This is a genomic window from Devosia limi DSM 17137 (genome assembly GCF_900128975.1).
GTDB classification, from domain to species: Bacteria; Pseudomonadota; Alphaproteobacteria; order Rhizobiales; family Devosiaceae; genus Devosia; species Devosia limi.
Genome location: NZ_FQVC01000004.1, coordinates 1 through 15,792, shown reverse-complemented (window position 1 = coordinate 15,792; position 15,792 = coordinate 1). Strand labels below are relative to the sequence as shown.

The window sequence follows — 15,792 nt, the reverse complement described above, 5'->3', positions numbered from 1 at the left end:
TAAGTAAGCACTCGGAGCGCGCAAGTCACCTGTCGCGCGTTTTTCCACAGGCTCAAATCGCGAGATCGATCCCTATGCGCAAATCCAGGCAGTTTAGCCTTCTCGCCCTGGCCCTGGTGCCCGGCCTTCTGGTCGGCGCCCTATTGTGGTTTCTGGTCGGCCTCGTGCCCGAATGCGGCAATAACGTCACCCAGACTGTGGCAGCGCCCGATGGTAGCAGGCAATTGGTGGTGTTTTCAGGCGCATGCGGCGCCAATACCGAGGCTGCGATCCTGCCTGTCGGCCAGGCGCTCGCCAATGATGCCACCGGTTTCCTGTCGGTCGAAGGCAATCATGACCTCGATCCGCGCTGGGATGGTTTTGGCAATCTCGAGCTGACACTGCCGCCCGATGCACAAATCCACCGGCAGGATCAACCTGCCGGTGTCACGATCATCTATCGCTAGACTGACTCAACTGCCTTGCCGATCTTGTGCAGGCGCCAGGCCCAGCCGAACAGGCCGAACGAGAAGAAGATCAGCAGGATGCCGGAGAACACCACCAGCAGCACGGCGCTGAACAGCGGCGCCAGGAACAGCGCGATACCGAACAGCACATAGATCGCGCCCGACAGCAGCACCGGCCAGATGCGCGCATAGCTGTCACGCTCCTTGATGATGATGTAAATCTGCATGCCGCCGACGATCAGCGCCGACAGGGCCACCAGATAAACCAGGAATGTCGCGGTCAGCACCGTGGCAATCCAGGGACTGATCAGGATCAGCACGCCCAGGATCAGCGACAGCACGTTGGCCACCACGTCGAACCAGTAATTGCCGCTCTTGCCGCCGCCAAAAGTCAGGCTCCACAGGCCCAGCAGCCCGTCGATAACCAGCAGGATACCACCGGCCAGGACCAGCACGGTTAGGGCCTGCGCTGGCCAGAACACGGCATAGATACCAGCCAGCAACATCAGCAGACCGCGCAAGGCTGTCGCGAATGCAAACCGGTTGGCCATATTGGACGAAACCGCCATAGTCGAACCCTCCGTTGTGACGGACCCCCGTCGAGTCCCCATGCGAGCTTAGCCCAGCCTTGCGACGGTCCAAACACCAAAAAGCAAGTCATTACCGTGCGGTGACAGAAACTATCACGCGTTGGAGAACTTGTTCATTGCCTGCCGGCGGCTGGTGTGGTTTGACCCCTCTTCCATCGAGGCCCGCCCGTGGCGGATTGATTCATGTCCCTGCCCCTTATCGCCCTGTTCCTTGCCGCACTTGCATTCGGCACGGCCGAGTTCGTCATTGCCGGCATTCTGCCTGATGTCGCCAGCGGCCTTGGCATCAGCATTCCCGTCGCTGGCTTCCTGATTTCGGGCTACGCCATCGGCATCGCCATTGGCGGCCCGGTCCTGGCGGTGCTGACCAAGAAGCTGAGCCGCAAGACCCTGATCCTGCTGCTGGGCGCCAGCTTCACCTTCGGTCAGGTCCTCTGCGCCATCGCCCCGACATTCGAGCTACTGATGGCCGCGCGCGTCATCGTCTCGGTGGTCCACGGCACCTATTTCGGCATTGCTGCCATCGTCGCCGTCAGCCTTGTCCCCGAGGATCGTCGCGGCTTTGCCGTGGCACTGATCCTGTCCGGCCTCACCGTCTCCAATATTCTGGGCGTTCCCGCCGGCACCGCCATCGGCAATGCCCTGGGCTGGCGCGCCACCTTCTGGGCCGTTGGCGTCCTCGGCCTGCTCGCCACCATCGCCACTGCGCTGTTCCTGCCGGCCTCTGCCGGCCAGGGCGCCACGACCGGCAGCTTCATGCGCGAATTCAAGGCGCTGGGCCGCCAGCAGATCGTCACCTCGCTGGCCATCGTCGTGCTGGTGATGATCGGGCAATACAGCCTGTTCACCTATATCGCCCCGCTGCTCATCGAAATAACCATGCTCGACAAGGACACCGTGCCCTGGATCCTGCTGCTGTTCGGCGTCGGCTCCACAATTGGCGTGTTCATCGGCGGGCGCCTCGCCGACTGGAAATTGATGCCGTCGCTGATCGTCATCATGCTGCTGCAGGCTGCCATCTACATGGCGATCTACTTTGCCAGCCCCTATGCGATTGTCATGGCCGTCACCGTCATCGCCTGGGGCGGCGTCAACTTCGCCTTCGGCTCGCCGGTGCAGTCCCGCGTGCTGGCCTGGGCGGCTGATGCGCCCAATCTGGCCTCGGCCCTGATCCCGACCGGCTTCAATATCGGCATCGCCATTGGCGCTGTACTGGGCGCGGCGCTGCTGGAAAACGGCTTTGGCTATCGCAACCTGCCCTGGATCGGGGCTGGCGCTCTGCTACTTGCAGTTGCCATCGCCGTCCTCTCCTATGTCTGGGAAAAGCGCAGTGGCGCCACCCCGCCGCCGGCGCTCAGCGGGGTTCCTGCCGAATAGCAAAGCGAAAACGGCGGGCTCCGGTCCGCCTTTTTCGCTTTGCGCGACCCACCGACTCGGATGAGCTTCGCGCCTTCGACGGAGCCAATAATGTCCGCTATCGCCTTCGCCCCCTACCAGCACCTTGCCGACCAATTGCTGCCGCACGCCGTCTCGGGTGACGACGGCTCCCATGACGTCGCGCACCTGCAGCGGGTCTGGAAAAATGCCCGCGCCATTCACGCCGCCGAGGGCGGCAAAGGCGAGATCCTCGCCGCCGCCACCCTGCTGCACGATTGCGTCGCGGTTGAAAAGAACTCCCCCCTGCGCGCCCAGGCCTCGGCCCTCGCCGCTGATAAGGCCAGCGGTCTGTTGCGCGAACTGGGCTGGGCCGAAGATGCAATTGCCGCAGTCGCCCATGCCATCCTGACCCATAGCTTTTCCGCGGGCATTGCGCCGGAAACCCTGGAGGCCAAGATCCTGCAGGATGCCGACCGGTTGGACGCCATCGGCATGGTGGGGGCAGCGCGCTGCTTCTACATCGCCGGACGCATGGGCAGCGGCCTCTATGATCCCGCCGACCCCACGGCCGCGCATCGCGACTATGACGACCGGCGCTTCGCCATCGATCATTTCCAGACCAAGCTGTTCAAGCTGGTCGACGGCTTCAACACCGCCGCAGGCCGCAAGCTGGCAACCATTCGGCAACAACGGTTGCACCGTGTTCTCGAAGAATTCCTCGACGAGATCTGAATACAAAAAGGAGGCACCGAATGGCGCCTCCCAATTCAATCTAGCCGGCGGCCAGCAGAGCCCGGACCTTGCCGCTGGCCTTGCCGAAATCGATCCGGCCGGGATAGTCGACCTTCAACTGGGCGATCACCTTGCCCATGTCCTTGGCGCCCTCGGCGCCCGTGGTGGCGATGGCAGCACGAATGGCCGCCTCGACTTCCTCATCGGTCAGCCCCTTGGGCAGGAACTCGTTGAGGATGTCGATTTCTTCCTTCTCGACAGTCGCCAGGTCCGTGCGCCCGGCCTGCGCATAAATGGCAAAACTCTCTTCGCGCTGCTTGACCATCTTCTGAATGATCGAGAGGATTTCCTCATTTGTCGTCGGACCCCGCTGCTCGGTGCGGATGGCGATGTCCTTGTCCTGGATGGCGGAATTGATCGCCCGCAGCGTCGCCGTCCGACGCTGGTCACGAGCCTTGAGTGCCACTTTCAGGCTTTCACTGATCTCTTCACGCATGTGTTTTACCTCTTCGAACAAAACAGCCCCCGGCTGGCGTCAATCGCCGGCCGGGGGCCCAAATCTAGCCTATGCCACCCATATGGTATGGCGCGGCCAATTTCTCAATCACGCAGTATGCGTGACGTTCCAGACGCTGTAGATCAGAAACACGCCATAAGCGAGCATCAGGCCACCGGCGATCTTGATCAGCGTCATTGCCCCGGCAATCGGGAAAAACAGCAGCAGCAGGCCGAATGCGGCATAGAGCGCCGCGCCCATCAGCGATGGCCAGAAGCTGCCCTTGGGGGCAGTGTCGCGGCTGGCGATTGCCAGATAGAGATCCAGCGCCGCCACCAGCAGGGCAAGCACGGCAATGGTAGTGACAAGGCCCGACTCACCCAGCGCCGAGGAACTGAGTTGATAGCCCACGATCATCAGGCCGGCGATTACCGCCACAGCGCCACGCGCCACCGTAGCCCAGAACTGCGAGGACCGCTCCAGCGCAAATGCCAGGCGCCATAGGCCGAGCCCGCCATCCAGGATCATCAGCACGCCGCCGATGGTAACCAGCGTGGCCAGTGCGCCTGATGGCCAGAACAGGCCAAGCAACCCACCAACCACCATGATGCCGGCGCGCAGTGCCATCGGCATCGCATTTGACTTACTTGTTGCGGCCAACGCGACCATAACGATTCCCTCCATCCTCAAACCCGCACGAATACTGCACTTTCGGCTCAGACTTGCCAAGCTGGTACAATATTGGCGCCCCGGCGCGGCCCCTGCGTCGCAATGTCCGCAAGCGGTCTATGCCCTTGAACCGCCGGGTTTTGCCTCTCATATCCCGGAACAAATGGTGTTGCGCCCCTTGCGTAGCCGGTTTGCTGCTTCTATGAGGAGGCCTCAACCGAAAGCGAAACGCCAAAGTCACGGACGCGCCCTCAGCCGCCCGGTACATTTTGTGCGAGAACAATCCTGGAGACCCACCGTGACCGGCTGGCAGAAAAAACCCGCGACCGCCCTTCTGATCCTGGCCGATGGCACGCGCCTTGAGGGCCACGGCATTGGCGCCGAAGGCCATGCGGCGGGTGAGGTTTGCTTCAACACCGCCATGACCGGCTACCAGGAAGTGCTGACCGATCCGTCCTATGCGGGCCAGATTGTCACCTTCACCTTCCCCCATATCGGCAATGTCGGCGCCAATGACGAGGATATCGAGACGGTCAACATGGCCGCGCTCTCGGGCGTCCGCGGTGTCGTGCTCAAGGCCGACATCACCAACCCATCGAACTACCGCGCTGCTGAAAAGCTGGATGCCTGGCTCAAGAAGCGCAACATTATCGGCATTACCGGGATCGACACCCGCGCCCTGACCGCCCAGATCCGCGAGCATGGCATGCCCAATGGCGTCATCGCCCACGCCGAGGACGGCTATTTCCACGACGCCTCGATCATGGCCGAACTCAAGGCCTTCCCAGGCCTTGAAGGTCTCGACCTGGCCAAGGAAGTCACCACCGCCCAGACCTATCACTGGGACCAGACCGGCTGGAAGTGGGGCGAAGGCTACGGCACGCTGGACAAGCCTGAATTCCATATCGTCGCCATCGATTACGGCGCCAAGCGCAATATCCTGCGGTGCCTCGCCGATCAGGGCGCCAAGGTGACGGTGGTTCCGGCCACTGCCACGGCTGCCGACGTTCTCTCGCACAATCCCGATGGCATCTTCCTGTCCAACGGCCCCGGCGATCCGGCCGCGACCGGCAAATATGCCGTGCCCACCATCCAGAAGCTGATGGAAACCGGCAAGCCGGTCTTCGGCATCTGCCTCGGCCACCAATTGCTCGGCCGCGCGCTCGGCGCCACCACGTCCAAGATGCATCAGGGCCATCACGGCGCCAATCATCCGGTCAAGGACCTGACCACCGGCAAGGTCGAGATCACCTCGATGAACCATGGCTTCGCCGTCGACAAGGCAAGCCTGCCCGCTGGCGTCACCGAGACCCATATCTCGCTGTTCGACGGCTCCAATGCCGGGCTCTCGGTCGATGGCAAGCCGATCTTCTCGGTGCAGTACCATCCCGAAGCCAGCCCCGGCCCGCGCGACAGCCACTACCTGTTCACGCGCTTCATCAACCACGTCCGCGCCCAGAAGGGCCTCGAGACCAAGCCGGAATTCACCAAGGCTTGAGTGTCAGCCTGATCAGTGTGGCCGAACGGCCCGATCTCGTCGCCTCGGCATCTGCCATGGGCGAAGAGATCTGGCCGGCCTATCTGATCACCGCCGCGCTGACCGAGTACTGGGATGATCTCTATCTTTCCGCGCTCGCTCATTTTCAGACCCTTGCGGTTGATGATGCGAGCGGGGCTGTTGTCGGCCTCGGCAACAGCGTACCGTTCTGGCGCGACCCCGATGCGCCACTCCCCAATAAGGGCTGGGATGCCGTGCTCGAACTCGGTGTCACCGCCGCGCGCCAGGGCATGCCGGTCAATGCCCTCTCCGCCCTCTCCGTCGCCATCCGCCCGGCTTATCGTGGCACCGGCCTGGCCGAACGTCTGCTTGGCGCTATGAAGCCGCCGGCCCATGCTGCAGGGCTCACCAGCATGGTGGCGCCGGTTCGTCCGACCCTTAAGTCGCTGTATCCGTTGCAGGACTTTGCCACCTATTGCGGCTGGCGCCGCCCCGATGGCACGCCGTTCGACCCCTGGCTGCGCACCCATGAGGCGCTTGGCGCCACCGTGATCGGCCCGGCCATGGCCTCGATGACCATGACCGGCACAATTGCACAATGGCAGGACTGGAGCGGCCTGCGCTTCCCGGCCTCGGGGCTTTACGCCATTGCTGGCGCCCTCGCACCGCTCGAGGTCGATCTCGCTGCCGATCGGGCCACTTATATCGAGCCCAATCTCTGGATGCAGCACCCGCTCTAGTGGGACGTTTGGGCCGGCTGGCCAATCTCAGCCAGCCGACAAGTCACGCGCCAGTCTGCCTACACATTGCCCGCGAACGTATCGCACTGGTTCACGTCGCCCGTCCTGTAGCCGCGTTCGAACCAGGTTTTGCGCTGCGCCGACGTCCCGTGATTGAACGTCTTGGGCACGGCAAAGCCCTGCATGCGCTTCTGCAGCGTATCGTCGCCGATCTGGTCGGCGGCATTGAGCGCTTCCTCGAAGTCGCCATTCTCGACCAGGTTCTGCTGGCCGGCATAATTGGCCCATACCCCGGCATAGCAATCGGCCTGCAATTCGATGCGCACCGAATAGGCATTGGCCTCGTCCTGGCCCATCGCCTGCCGGCGCCGATTGAACTCCGGCAGCACGCCGGTCAGGTTCTGCACATGGTGTCCAACTTCATGGGCCAGCACATAGGCCTGGGCGAAATCGCCCGGCGCGCCAAACTGGCGGCGCAGCTGGTCGTAGAAGCTCAGGTCGATGTAAACTTTCTGATCGCCCGGGCAATAGAACGGTCCGGTGCTGGAATCGGCGGCCCCGCAGGCCGTGTTCACCTGGCCGCTGAACAGGACCACCGTCGGCTCGGGGTAATCCTGCCCCGATGCGGCGAAGACCTCGCCCCACATGGTCTCGGTTTCCTTGATCACCACACCGACGAAATCGGTCAGTTCATCCTGGCCCTCCGCTGGCAGCTGCGTCGAGGACGCCGAGGACGTGCTGGGTGCGCCGCCGGCCAGCATGTCGAGCGGACTCTGTCCGGTCACCATCCAGATAATGCCCAGCACCACGATGATGCCGATCATCCCGCCAACGCCGCCCGAGCGTCCGCCTGTGGGAATGCGCATGCCGCCGCTACGCCCGAACGGACTGCCGCCCAACCCGCCAAGGCCACCGCCCTGCCCGCGCCGGTCTTCGATATTGCTGCTCCGCTCGCGTCCGCGCCATTTCATCGGGCTGGTCCTCATGATTTCCGCGGGGGTCGCACCGCCCACCACTCAACAAGCATTATCGCGCGCAAAGGGTTCCGCGCCAGCGCTATCGAAGGGTCGAAACACGGCCCGTTCAACAAAATTGACCAAGCGATCAAAAATCCATACCGTCCCTCTCGCCACCGTCATCGCAGCGTCACCTGCCGGCGGCATGAGGAGAACCATGACGCCACGGAAACCGCGCTGGCTCTGCCCAGCCGTGCCCGTGTGACGGATTTTTCAACCCAGTTGATAGTCTTGGAGACATGCGATGAAATTCGATCCCACGATATCCCGACGCACATTCCTGGCCGGCTCCGTCAGCGTCGGCGCCATGGCGGTGCTGCACCCGTTTGCGGTCAGCGCCCAGTCCAATCAGGCCCATTTGCGCCTGATGGAAACCACCGACCTGCATGTCGCGGTCTTTCCCTATGACTATTATGCCGATGCACCGAACGACACGATGGGTCTGGCCCGCACCGCCGCGCTGATCGAAGCGATCCGCGCCGAAGCCGGCAATTCCATGCTGATCGACAATGGCGATATCATCCAGGGCAATCCGATGGGCGACTACGTCGCCTATGAGAAGGGTCTCGACGGCAATGTCCATCCGATGATCGCCGCGATGAACACGCTCGGCTATGACGCCGCAACCCTGGGCAATCACGAATTCAACTACGGCCTCGATTACCTCGACAAGGCCCTCGCCGGCGCGACCTTCCCCTTCGTCTCGTCCAATCTGGTCAAGGGCGAACTGGCCGCCGATCCTCTGTCCGACACCACCTATATCGAGCCCTATCGCATCGTCGAAAAGACGCTGACCGACGGCTCCGGCGCCACCAAGACCATCAAGATCGGCCTGATCGGCTTCCTGCCGCCGCAGATCATGACCTGGGACGCCACCCACCTGACCGGCAAGGTCAACACCCGCGACATCGTTGAAACCGCCCGGGCCTATGTGCCCAAGATGCGTGAAGAGGGTGCCGACATCATCGTCGCACTCTCCCATTCGGGTATTGCCGGTGGCGAGCATGTCCCCGGCGCCGAAAACGCCTCGCTGCAGCTGGCTGCCGTCGATGGTATCGACGTGGTCCTGACTGGCCACCATCACCTGGTCTTCCCGGGCACCGACTACAAGGATATCGAAGGCGTCGACAACGAAGCCGGCACCCTCAATGGCAAGCCCGCCGTCATGGCTGGTTTCTGGGGCAGCCATATGGGTCTGATCGACCTGCTGCTCGAGCAGGACGCCGCCGGCAAGTGGAGCATTGTCTCCCACACTTCCGAAGCCCGCCCGATTTTCGAGCGCGTCGAGGGCAAGGTCAATCCGCTGGTCGACAATGAAGCCGATGTCGCGGCCGCGGCGCAGACCGACCATGGCGAAACGCTCGAATATGTGCGCCGCGCCGTCGGCGAAACCTCGGCCCCGCTGCACTCCTATTTCGCCCTCGTGGCCGACGACCCGTCGGTGCAGATCGTCTCGCAGGCGCAGACCTGGTACATCCAGCAGATGATGAAGGGCACCGAATGGGAAGCCTTGCCGGTGCTATCGGCGGCTGCGCCGTTCAAGTCGGGCGGCCGTGGCGGTCCCGATTACTACACCGATGTTCCGGTCGGCCCGGTCGCCATCAAGAACGTGGCGGACCTCTACCTCTATCCCAACACCATCCAGGCCGTCGCCATCACCGGCGCCGACGTCAAGAACTGGCTGGAGCGCTCGGCAGGCATCTTCAACCAGGTCGAAAAAGGCGCCAAGGATGCCGCCCTGATCAATCCGGATTTCCCGTCCTACAATTTCGACATCATCGACGGCGTCACCTACAAGATCGACCTGACCCAGCCCTCCAAATACTCTTCGGACGGCAAGGAAACGCTCAATCCCGACGCCAACCGCATCGCTGACCTGCAGTTCAACGGCGCCCCGATCGATCCCGCCGCCAGGTTCATCGTTGCCACCAACAATTACCGCGCGGGCGGCGGCGGCACCTTCCCGGGCATCGGCGCCGATGTCATCGTCTTCAAGGGCCCCGATACCAATCGCGACCTGATCGTCCGCTTCATCGTCGAGAACGGCACCATCAACCCGTCGGCTGACAGCAATTGGTCCCTCGCCCCCATTGGCGACACAACCGTGCTGTTCGAGACCGGTCCAAAGGCCGCCGAGCATCTCGACGACGTCACCGCGGTCAAGATCGAGGCGACCGGCGACACCAGCGACACCGGCTTCGGCATCTATCGCATCGCGCTTTGATTTCCTTGCCCTGTGGTCTCCCGTTCGCGGGGGACCACCCATGGCCCGATCCCCACATCCCGCAGAGATCAGGATTTCAGGGCGGTCGCCGGTCTTGTCCTCCATGAACTCGCCGGCCGCAGTGCCAAAATCTTAACGCTGCCGATTCACGGGCGGGAAACACAGGCCGCATAGGCTCACCCGGCTTTCCAGTCGGAGCGACGCCATGACGGTCCCTGCCCTCGCCATCTCCAATCTCGCCAAGAGCTTCGACCGCCCGGTGATCAACAATCTCGGGCTGACGGTGCGCGCCGGCGAGTTCTACGCCCTGCTCGGCCCCAATGGCGCTGGCAAGACCACCATCCTGCGCATGGTCGCGGGCCTGTTGCAGCCCGATGCCGGTGACATCGCAATCTTTGGCATCGATGTCCGCAGCCATCCCCTCGCCGCCAAGCAGATCGTCGCCTGGGTCTCCGACGAACCGATGGTCTATGACCGGCTGACCCCGCTGGAATATCTCGAATTCGTCGCCGGTCTCTGGCAGATCGACGCCCATACCGCCGAGGCCAAGTCGCACGAGCTGCTGGACTGGCTGGGGCTCGCTCCCCACGCCAATGATCTCTGCGGCAGCTTCTCCAAGGGCACGCTGCAGAAGGTCGCCCTCGCCGGCGCGCTGGTGCATGACCCCAGGCTGATCATTCTCGACGAACCCCTGACCGGCCTCGACGCCGGCTCGGCCCGCCAGGTCAAGGACGTGCTGCTGCAAAAGGTCCGCCAGGGCGTCACCGTCATCATGACCACGCATATTCTCGAAGTTGCCGAGCGCATGGCCGAACGCATCGGCGTCATCGCCCATGGCCGCCTGATTGCCGAAGGCACTCTGGCCGAACTGCGCGCCCGCGTCGGGAGAGAAACCAGCCTTGAGGAAATCTTCCTCGACCTGGTTGCTGCCGAACCGGCTGCCGCATGAGCACCGCTCCCGCCTCGATAGCCTGGTTCGCCCGCCACGAGCTCAATCTCGCCTGGCGTGAATGGCTCGCCATGATGAGCGGCGGCCGCCGGACCCGCGGCATGGTCCTCCTGGCCGTACTCGCTGTCGTCGCCGCGCTGCTGCATCTGCTCGCCTATGGACTTGTCGCGCCCTGGGTCGCCGATGGCATCACGCCCGACAAGCCAACACTGGTCCTGTTGACCGGCGGCGGCCTGTTGTTCTGGTCGGTCATGCTCTCCCAGGCACTGGAATCGGTCACCCGCGTCTATTACGCCCGCTCCGACCTCGATCTGATCCTGTCCTCGCCCGCCTCCTCCCGCCGTCTCTTTGCCGTCCGCACCGGCGCGGTCGCCCTGTCGACGGTGCTGCTGTCCTGTCTCCTGGCGAGCCCCCTGATCAACATGCTGGCGCTGCTTGATGGCCCCCACTGGCTCGCCGCCTATGGCGTGCTCACCTCGGTCGGCGCCCTGTCGGCCGCCATCGCGGTCGCCATCACCATCGTGCTGTTCCGGCTGGTTGGCCCCAAGCGCACCCGCTTGATCGCGCAGATCGTCGCCGCAATCGTTGGCGCCGGCTTTGTCATTGGCATTCAGGCCGCAGCCATCCTCTACTATGGCAGCTATTCGCGCTTTACCCTGCTGCAATCGGCCGAAATTGTCGCCGCCACGCCTGATCAGCAAAGCCTGCTCTGGCTGCCGGCCCGCGCCGCCATGGGTGCCCCCCTGGCATTGCTCGCCGTCACCATCATCGGTTTTGGCGCCCTGCTGCTGACCGTCGCCGTCACCGCCTCGAGCTATGGCCGCCACGCCATTTCCGCCACCGGCCTGTCTCATGTCCGCACCCAGCGCCGCCCCTCGAGCCGCCGCTTCCGCAGCGCCTCCCAGCGCCATGTGCTGCGCCTCAAGGAATGGCGCCTGCTGCAGCGCGATCCGTGGCTGCTGTCGCAGACGCTGATGCAGATCCTCTATCTGCTGCCGCCCGCACTGATGCTCTGGATCAATTATGGCAACAGCGCCGGCGCCTTTGTCGTCGTGGTACCGGTGCTGGTCATGGCTTCGGGACAATTGGCCGGCGGCCTCGCCTGGCTCGCCATCTCCGGTGAGGACGCGCACGATCTGGTCGTCACCGCCCCGGTATCGCCGCGCTCGGTGCTGATCGCCAAGATCGAGGCGGTGCTGGTGATCATTGCCGCCGTGCTGGCGCCCTTGCTGGTGCTGATCGCCCTGTCTTCCGTGCAGATGGCTGCGATCACCGCAATCTGCGCCGCCTTGTCGGCCGGTTCGGCAACCGCCATCCAGCTTTGGTTCCGGGTGGTCGCCAGGCGTTCGATGTTCCGCCGCCGCCAGGTCGCCTCGCGCGCCGCCACCCTCAGCGAGGCCTTTGCCTCCATCATGTGGGCCGGCACCGGCGCTCTCTGGGCCGCTGGTTCCTGGCTGGCGCTGGCGCCGGCTCTGGCCGCAGTCCTCGTCCTGCTGCTGGCCCGGCTGATCAGTCCCCGGCGTCGCTAGCCTGTCCGGACTTGCATCGCCCCGATTTCCATCGATAGTGGCAGCCACACTGCGGGGATTACCATGGCCGACCTGTTGTTTCGCGACGCGACCCACGCCGATATCGCCACCATCCTGACATTGGGGCACGCCGGGGATTCCCGTGGTGCCGCTGCACCGCCGCTTGATCAGGCAACCCTCGGCGATCCCCGCTATCGCGCAGCGCTGGATGAAATTGACGCCGATCCGGCCCATCGCCTGATCGTGGTCGAGAAAGCCGGCGAGATCATCGGCACCCTGCAGATTTCGATCATTCCCGGGCTGCCCCAGTTCGGCCTGAAACGCGGCCTGCTGGAACATGTGCATATCCGGCCCGACCAACGCGGCACCGGCTATGGCTCCGCCATGGTGCAATGGGCCATCGAGCGGTGCCGGGAGGCGGGGTGCGAGATGGTGCAGCTGACCTCCAACAACATCCGCACCGACGCCCACCGTTTCTATGCCCGCCTCGGTTTCAAGCCGACCCATGCGGGGTTCAAGCTGCAGCTCTAGAACAGGTCGTTCATCTGCTCGGGTGGCGTGAGCTTCTTGCCATCGGGCCGATCCAGTGCGGCAATCCGTCTGAGGTCCTCGGCGTCCAGCTCGAAATCGAACACCTCAAGATTGGCCTTGATCCGGTCGGCATGGGCCGACTTCGGAATAGCGATCAGCCCTTCCTGCAGGTGCCAGCGGATAATCGCCTGTGCCGGGCTCTTGCCATGCTTGAGCGCAATCTCGCCAATGGTCCTGTCGCCCAGAACCGCACCGCCGCCGAGTGGGCTATAGCTTTCCAGCGCGATCCGATGCTTGGTGTGGAAGTCCCTGATGGCGCGCTGCTGATAATAGGGATGGGTCTCAACCTGGTTGATTGCCGGCACCACGCCGGTCTTGTCGACGATCCGCTCGATATGCTCGGGCAGGAAGTTCGATACGCCGATGGAGCGAATGCGACCGTCGCGCTGCAGCTGAACGAAGGCCCGCCAGGTATCGGCATATTTGTCCTGCTCCGGCACCGGCCAATGGATGAGGAACAGGTCCAGATAGTCCATTTCCAGCCGGTCCAGCGACCCCATGAATGAGCGCAGCGTATTGTCATACCCCTGGTCCCGCGTCCGCAGCTTGGAGGTGATGAACAACTCGTCGCGATCGATGCCATTGCGGGCAATCCCCCGGCCGACACCGCTTTCATTGCCATAGCCCTGGGCCGTATCGATATGCCGGTAGCCGGCATCAATAGCGGCGCGCACCGGCTCGCCGACCTTGTCATTGTCTATCTGCCACACCCCGAGACCGATCTGGGGGATGTCATATCCGTCATTGAGCGCGATGTTGGGAATACTGGTCATGAAAGGCTCCTCTGCGGCGATTGCTGGCTCCACGCAAAACCCACCAGCCCGCCAAAGGTTCATCATGCGGTCACTTGCGCCCTCGCGGCTTGCAGTGGCATGGTCAGCCGCGATTGAGGGAAGCCAGCTAGGAACGACCACCATGCTGATCGCCACCCGTATTCTCCACATCATCACCGGCGCCAGCAGGCTTCCGTGCGAGGTCCGTATCCATGCCCCCGAACATGCCGGGCGGTCCTGGAAATGCCGCTACGAAATCGATTGGCCCGATGGGGCGCGATCCAGCGCCGGCCATGGCATGGACGCAGTCCAGGCACTGACCCTCACCCTGCACAGGATAGCCAGCGATCTCTATGCCAGCCCGTATCACCAGCAGGGTGCACTGATGTTCGACACGCCCGGCAGCGGTTACGGTTTTCCAGCCATCGGTAATCTGCGCCATCGGCTCGTCGGCCAGGATGCGACCGACGACGGCAAGTGATCGCATCGACCGCTATTGGTGCTATACTGGCCGCTCCTCATCGCAGGAGGAGCTTCCATGACCCAGACCAATACCAAGCCGCGCACCGCGACCGTGCTCAAGCCCGCCCGGCCGCCACTGCACAAGGTCATCCTCATCAATGACGATTTCACCCCGCGCGATTTCGTCGTCAGCCTGCTCAAGGCCGAGTTCCGGGTCCCCGAAGCTCAGGCGCTGGCGATCATGCTGACCGCCCATACCAGGGGCGCCTGCGTCGTTGCCGTCTTCACCAGGGAGATCGCCGAGGCCAAGGCCAATCGCGCGACCGAAATTGCCCGCAGCAAGGGTTACCCACTGCTGTTCACCACCGAGCCCGAGGAATAGTTCAGCGCGCCAGACGATGCTCGGCCAGCACAGTCTCGACAATCGCAGCGGCAGGCAATTCGGCCGGAGGGGTATTGCGGTCCTCTGCCATCACCAGCAGGGCCTTCCACAGCGCCCAGCCCCGCGCCCTGGCCCAGACCGCCTCGTCCGCAGCCACGGCGCGGCGAAATGCCGACCGGCTCTCCCCGCTGAACAACAGCCAGGCAATCACCAGGTCACACGCAGGATCGCCGACCGCCGAACTGCCGAAATCGATGACCGCGGCCAGATGCCCATCCCGGACCAGCAGGTTGCCGGCGGCGATATCGCCATGCACCCATACCGGCCTGCCGTGCCAGGTCGCTGCGAGCGCAGCCTCCCACACCGCCAATGCCGCGGCGCCATCGATCCGCTCACCCAGCGCCGCAATACAGGCCCGTGTTTCGCCGTCATAGACACTGAGCGCGCCGCCCCGATGGAAATTATGCTCGCCCGCCGGTGGTCCATCGCTGGCGTCGATAGCCTGCAGCGCCACGAGGAACTCTCCCAAGTCCGCGGCGAAACCTGCCATGTCGGCAATACGCTGGGCCGAAGCGGTCTCGCCCTCCAGCCAGTCATAGACCGACCAAATATAGGGGTAGCCCTGCCCCGGCGACCCGATGGCCAGCGGCACCGGGATCGGCAGCGGCAATTGCGCCGCCAGACCCGGCAGATAGCGATTTTCCTTTTCGACCGCAGCCACATATCGCTGCGCGCTGGGCAGCCGCACCTTCATCCGTTCGCCGAGATGGAAGGTCCTGTTGTCCCAGCCTCCCTGCAGGACCGGTCGCACCGGCAGATGCGCCCAATGCGGAAACTGTGCCGCGACCAGCGCCTGCACGTCATCAGCACTGATTTCGATGCGATCATCCGTCAATTGCTGTCCCGCCCGCAAAGAATCGAGCCGACAGCATAGCCGCGTCACTGTCTGACGCCAGCTTTGAGCTAGGTTCTGAACTCATAAACGGGATTCCCGATTAGGCGCCATCGTGATTCACTCTCCAGGCTAATCGGAGGGTGCGATGGCGCGATTTGATCTGACAGATGTCGAGTGGGAACTCATTAGGCCCCTGTTGCCGAACAAGCCGCGCGGGGTTGCGCGCGTAGACGACCGCAGGGTCCTGAACGGCATATTCTGGGTGTTGAGAACCGGTTCGCCCTGGCGCGACCTGCCCGAGCGCTATGGACCCTCGACAACGGTCTACAACCGCTTCAACCGTTGGGCCAAGGCTGGCGTGTGGGTGCGGGTGTTCCAGGTTCTTGCCGCAAAGTCCCCGGACTCCATGCAGTTCATCGACTC

At 63.5% G+C, this 15,792-nt stretch carries 18 protein-coding genes; 12 read left to right on the top strand and 6 right to left on the bottom strand.

Features of this window, described 5'->3' with window-relative positions:
- Positions 1-74 precede the first annotated feature (74 nt).
- Complete coding sequence (locus BUA69_RS07615; RefSeq protein ID WP_046134194.1) at positions 75-446, top strand: hypothetical protein; 372 nt, start codon at positions 75-77, stop codon at positions 444-446.
- Here BUA69_RS07615 and BUA69_RS07610 read toward each other — a convergent pair.
- A complete protein-coding gene (locus BUA69_RS07610) occupies positions 443-1,015 on the bottom strand; it encodes an HdeD family acid-resistance protein (protein WP_046134195.1) in 573 nt (190 codons plus the stop codon). The two genes, BUA69_RS07615 and BUA69_RS07610, sit on opposite strands and share 4 nt — an antisense overlap.
- 204 nt (positions 1,016-1,219) lie before the next feature.
- Between BUA69_RS07610 and BUA69_RS07605 the strand changes: the two genes are divergently transcribed.
- Positions 1,220-2,413 carry an MFS transporter gene (locus BUA69_RS07605; RefSeq protein WP_046134196.1) on the top strand — a complete coding sequence of 398 codons (1,194 nt, stop codon included), beginning with the start codon at positions 1,220-1,222 and terminating at the stop codon, positions 2,411-2,413.
- Between the two features lie 90 nt (positions 2,414-2,503).
- A complete protein-coding gene (locus BUA69_RS07600; protein ID WP_046134197.1) occupies positions 2,504-3,145 on the top strand; it encodes an HD domain-containing protein in 642 nt (213 codons plus the stop codon).
- A 40-nt stretch (positions 3,146-3,185) separates the two neighbouring features.
- On the opposite strand, the gene BUA69_RS07595 is transcribed toward BUA69_RS07600, so the two are convergent.
- Both BUA69_RS07595 and BUA69_RS07590 read right to left on the bottom strand, forming a co-directional pair.
- A complete protein-coding gene (locus BUA69_RS07595) occupies positions 3,186-3,641 on the bottom strand; it encodes a GatB/YqeY domain-containing protein (protein WP_046134219.1) in 456 nt (151 codons plus the stop codon).
- Positions 3,642-3,749: 108 nt separating this feature from the next.
- On the bottom strand, positions 3,750-4,268 hold the full coding sequence (locus BUA69_RS07590; protein WP_046134198.1) for a DUF308 domain-containing protein: 519 nt from the start codon (positions 4,266-4,268) through the stop codon (positions 3,750-3,752).
- 340 nt (positions 4,269-4,608) lie between these two features.
- Here BUA69_RS07590 and carA point away from each other — a divergent pair, with 340 nt between their 5' ends.
- Together carA and BUA69_RS07580 are read left to right on the top strand one after the other, a co-directional pair.
- Positions 4,609-5,808: a glutamine-hydrolyzing carbamoyl-phosphate synthase small subunit gene (gene carA / locus BUA69_RS07585; protein ID WP_046134199.1), complete on the top strand. Its 1,200-nt coding sequence runs from the start codon at positions 4,609-4,611 to the stop codon at positions 5,806-5,808.
- Complete coding sequence (locus BUA69_RS07580; protein WP_046134200.1) at positions 5,805-6,548, top strand: hypothetical protein; 744 nt, start codon at positions 5,805-5,807, stop codon at positions 6,546-6,548. Before carA ends, BUA69_RS07580 begins: the two co-directional genes overlap by 4 nt.
- Before the next feature lie 59 nt (positions 6,549-6,607).
- Here the strand turns inward: BUA69_RS07580 and ypfJ are convergent, their stop codons facing one another.
- Complete coding sequence (gene ypfJ, locus BUA69_RS07575) at positions 6,608-7,519, bottom strand: KPN_02809 family neutral zinc metallopeptidase (protein ID WP_046134201.1); 912 nt, start codon at positions 7,517-7,519, stop codon at positions 6,608-6,610.
- A gap of 289 nt (positions 7,520-7,808) precedes the next feature.
- On the opposite strand from ypfJ, the gene BUA69_RS07570 reads away from it, so the two are divergent.
- The 4 genes from BUA69_RS07570 (at position 7,809) to BUA69_RS07555 (ending at position 12,797) form a co-directional block, all read left to right on the top strand.
- Positions 7,809-9,788 (top strand): bifunctional 2',3'-cyclic-nucleotide 2'-phosphodiesterase/3'-nucleotidase, encoded by a 1,980-nt coding sequence (locus tag BUA69_RS07570; RefSeq protein ID WP_046134202.1) that lies wholly within the window; start codon positions 7,809-7,811, stop codon positions 9,786-9,788.
- 205 nt (positions 9,789-9,993) lie between these two features.
- A complete protein-coding gene (locus tag BUA69_RS07565) occupies positions 9,994-10,737 on the top strand; it encodes an ABC transporter ATP-binding protein (protein ID WP_046134203.1) in 744 nt (247 codons plus the stop codon).
- Entirely contained in the window at positions 10,734-12,266 is a 1,533-nt protein-coding gene (locus tag BUA69_RS07560; RefSeq protein ID WP_046134204.1) for a hypothetical protein, read from the top strand. Before BUA69_RS07565 ends, BUA69_RS07560 begins: the two co-directional genes overlap by 4 nt.
- 63 nt (positions 12,267-12,329) lie before the next feature.
- On the top strand, positions 12,330-12,797 hold the full coding sequence (locus tag BUA69_RS07555) for a GNAT family N-acetyltransferase (protein WP_046134205.1): 468 nt from the start codon (positions 12,330-12,332) through the stop codon (positions 12,795-12,797).
- Here the strand turns inward: BUA69_RS07555 and BUA69_RS07550 are convergent.
- Positions 12,794-13,630, bottom strand: coding sequence for an aldo/keto reductase (locus tag BUA69_RS07550; protein ID WP_046134206.1), 837 nt, complete (start codon positions 13,628-13,630; stop codon positions 12,794-12,796). The genes BUA69_RS07555 and BUA69_RS07550 overlap by 4 nt on opposite strands.
- A gap of 142 nt (positions 13,631-13,772) precedes the next feature.
- On the opposite strand from BUA69_RS07550, the gene BUA69_RS07545 reads away from it, so the two are divergent.
- Both BUA69_RS07545 and clpS read left to right on the top strand, forming a co-directional pair.
- Positions 13,773-14,111: a DUF6968 family protein gene (locus BUA69_RS07545; RefSeq protein ID WP_046134207.1), complete on the top strand. Its 339-nt coding sequence runs from the start codon at positions 13,773-13,775 to the stop codon at positions 14,109-14,111.
- A 57-nt stretch (positions 14,112-14,168) separates the two neighbouring features.
- On the top strand, positions 14,169-14,474 hold the full coding sequence (clpS, locus tag BUA69_RS07540; RefSeq protein ID WP_046134208.1) for an ATP-dependent Clp protease adapter ClpS: 306 nt from the start codon (positions 14,169-14,171) through the stop codon (positions 14,472-14,474).
- Between the two features lies 1 nt (position 14,475).
- Here the strand turns inward: clpS and BUA69_RS07535 are convergent, their stop codons facing one another.
- The gene (locus BUA69_RS07535) at positions 14,476-15,369 is read right to left on the bottom strand and encodes an aminoglycoside phosphotransferase family protein (RefSeq protein WP_046134209.1); all 894 of its coding nucleotides are present in this window, start codon (positions 15,367-15,369) and stop codon (positions 14,476-14,478) included.
- 145 nt (positions 15,370-15,514) lie between these two features.
- Between BUA69_RS07535 and BUA69_RS07530 the strand changes: the two genes are divergently transcribed.
- On the top strand, positions 15,515-15,792 hold a 278-nt coding region (locus tag BUA69_RS07530; protein WP_143154462.1), incomplete at its 3' end, for an IS5 family transposase.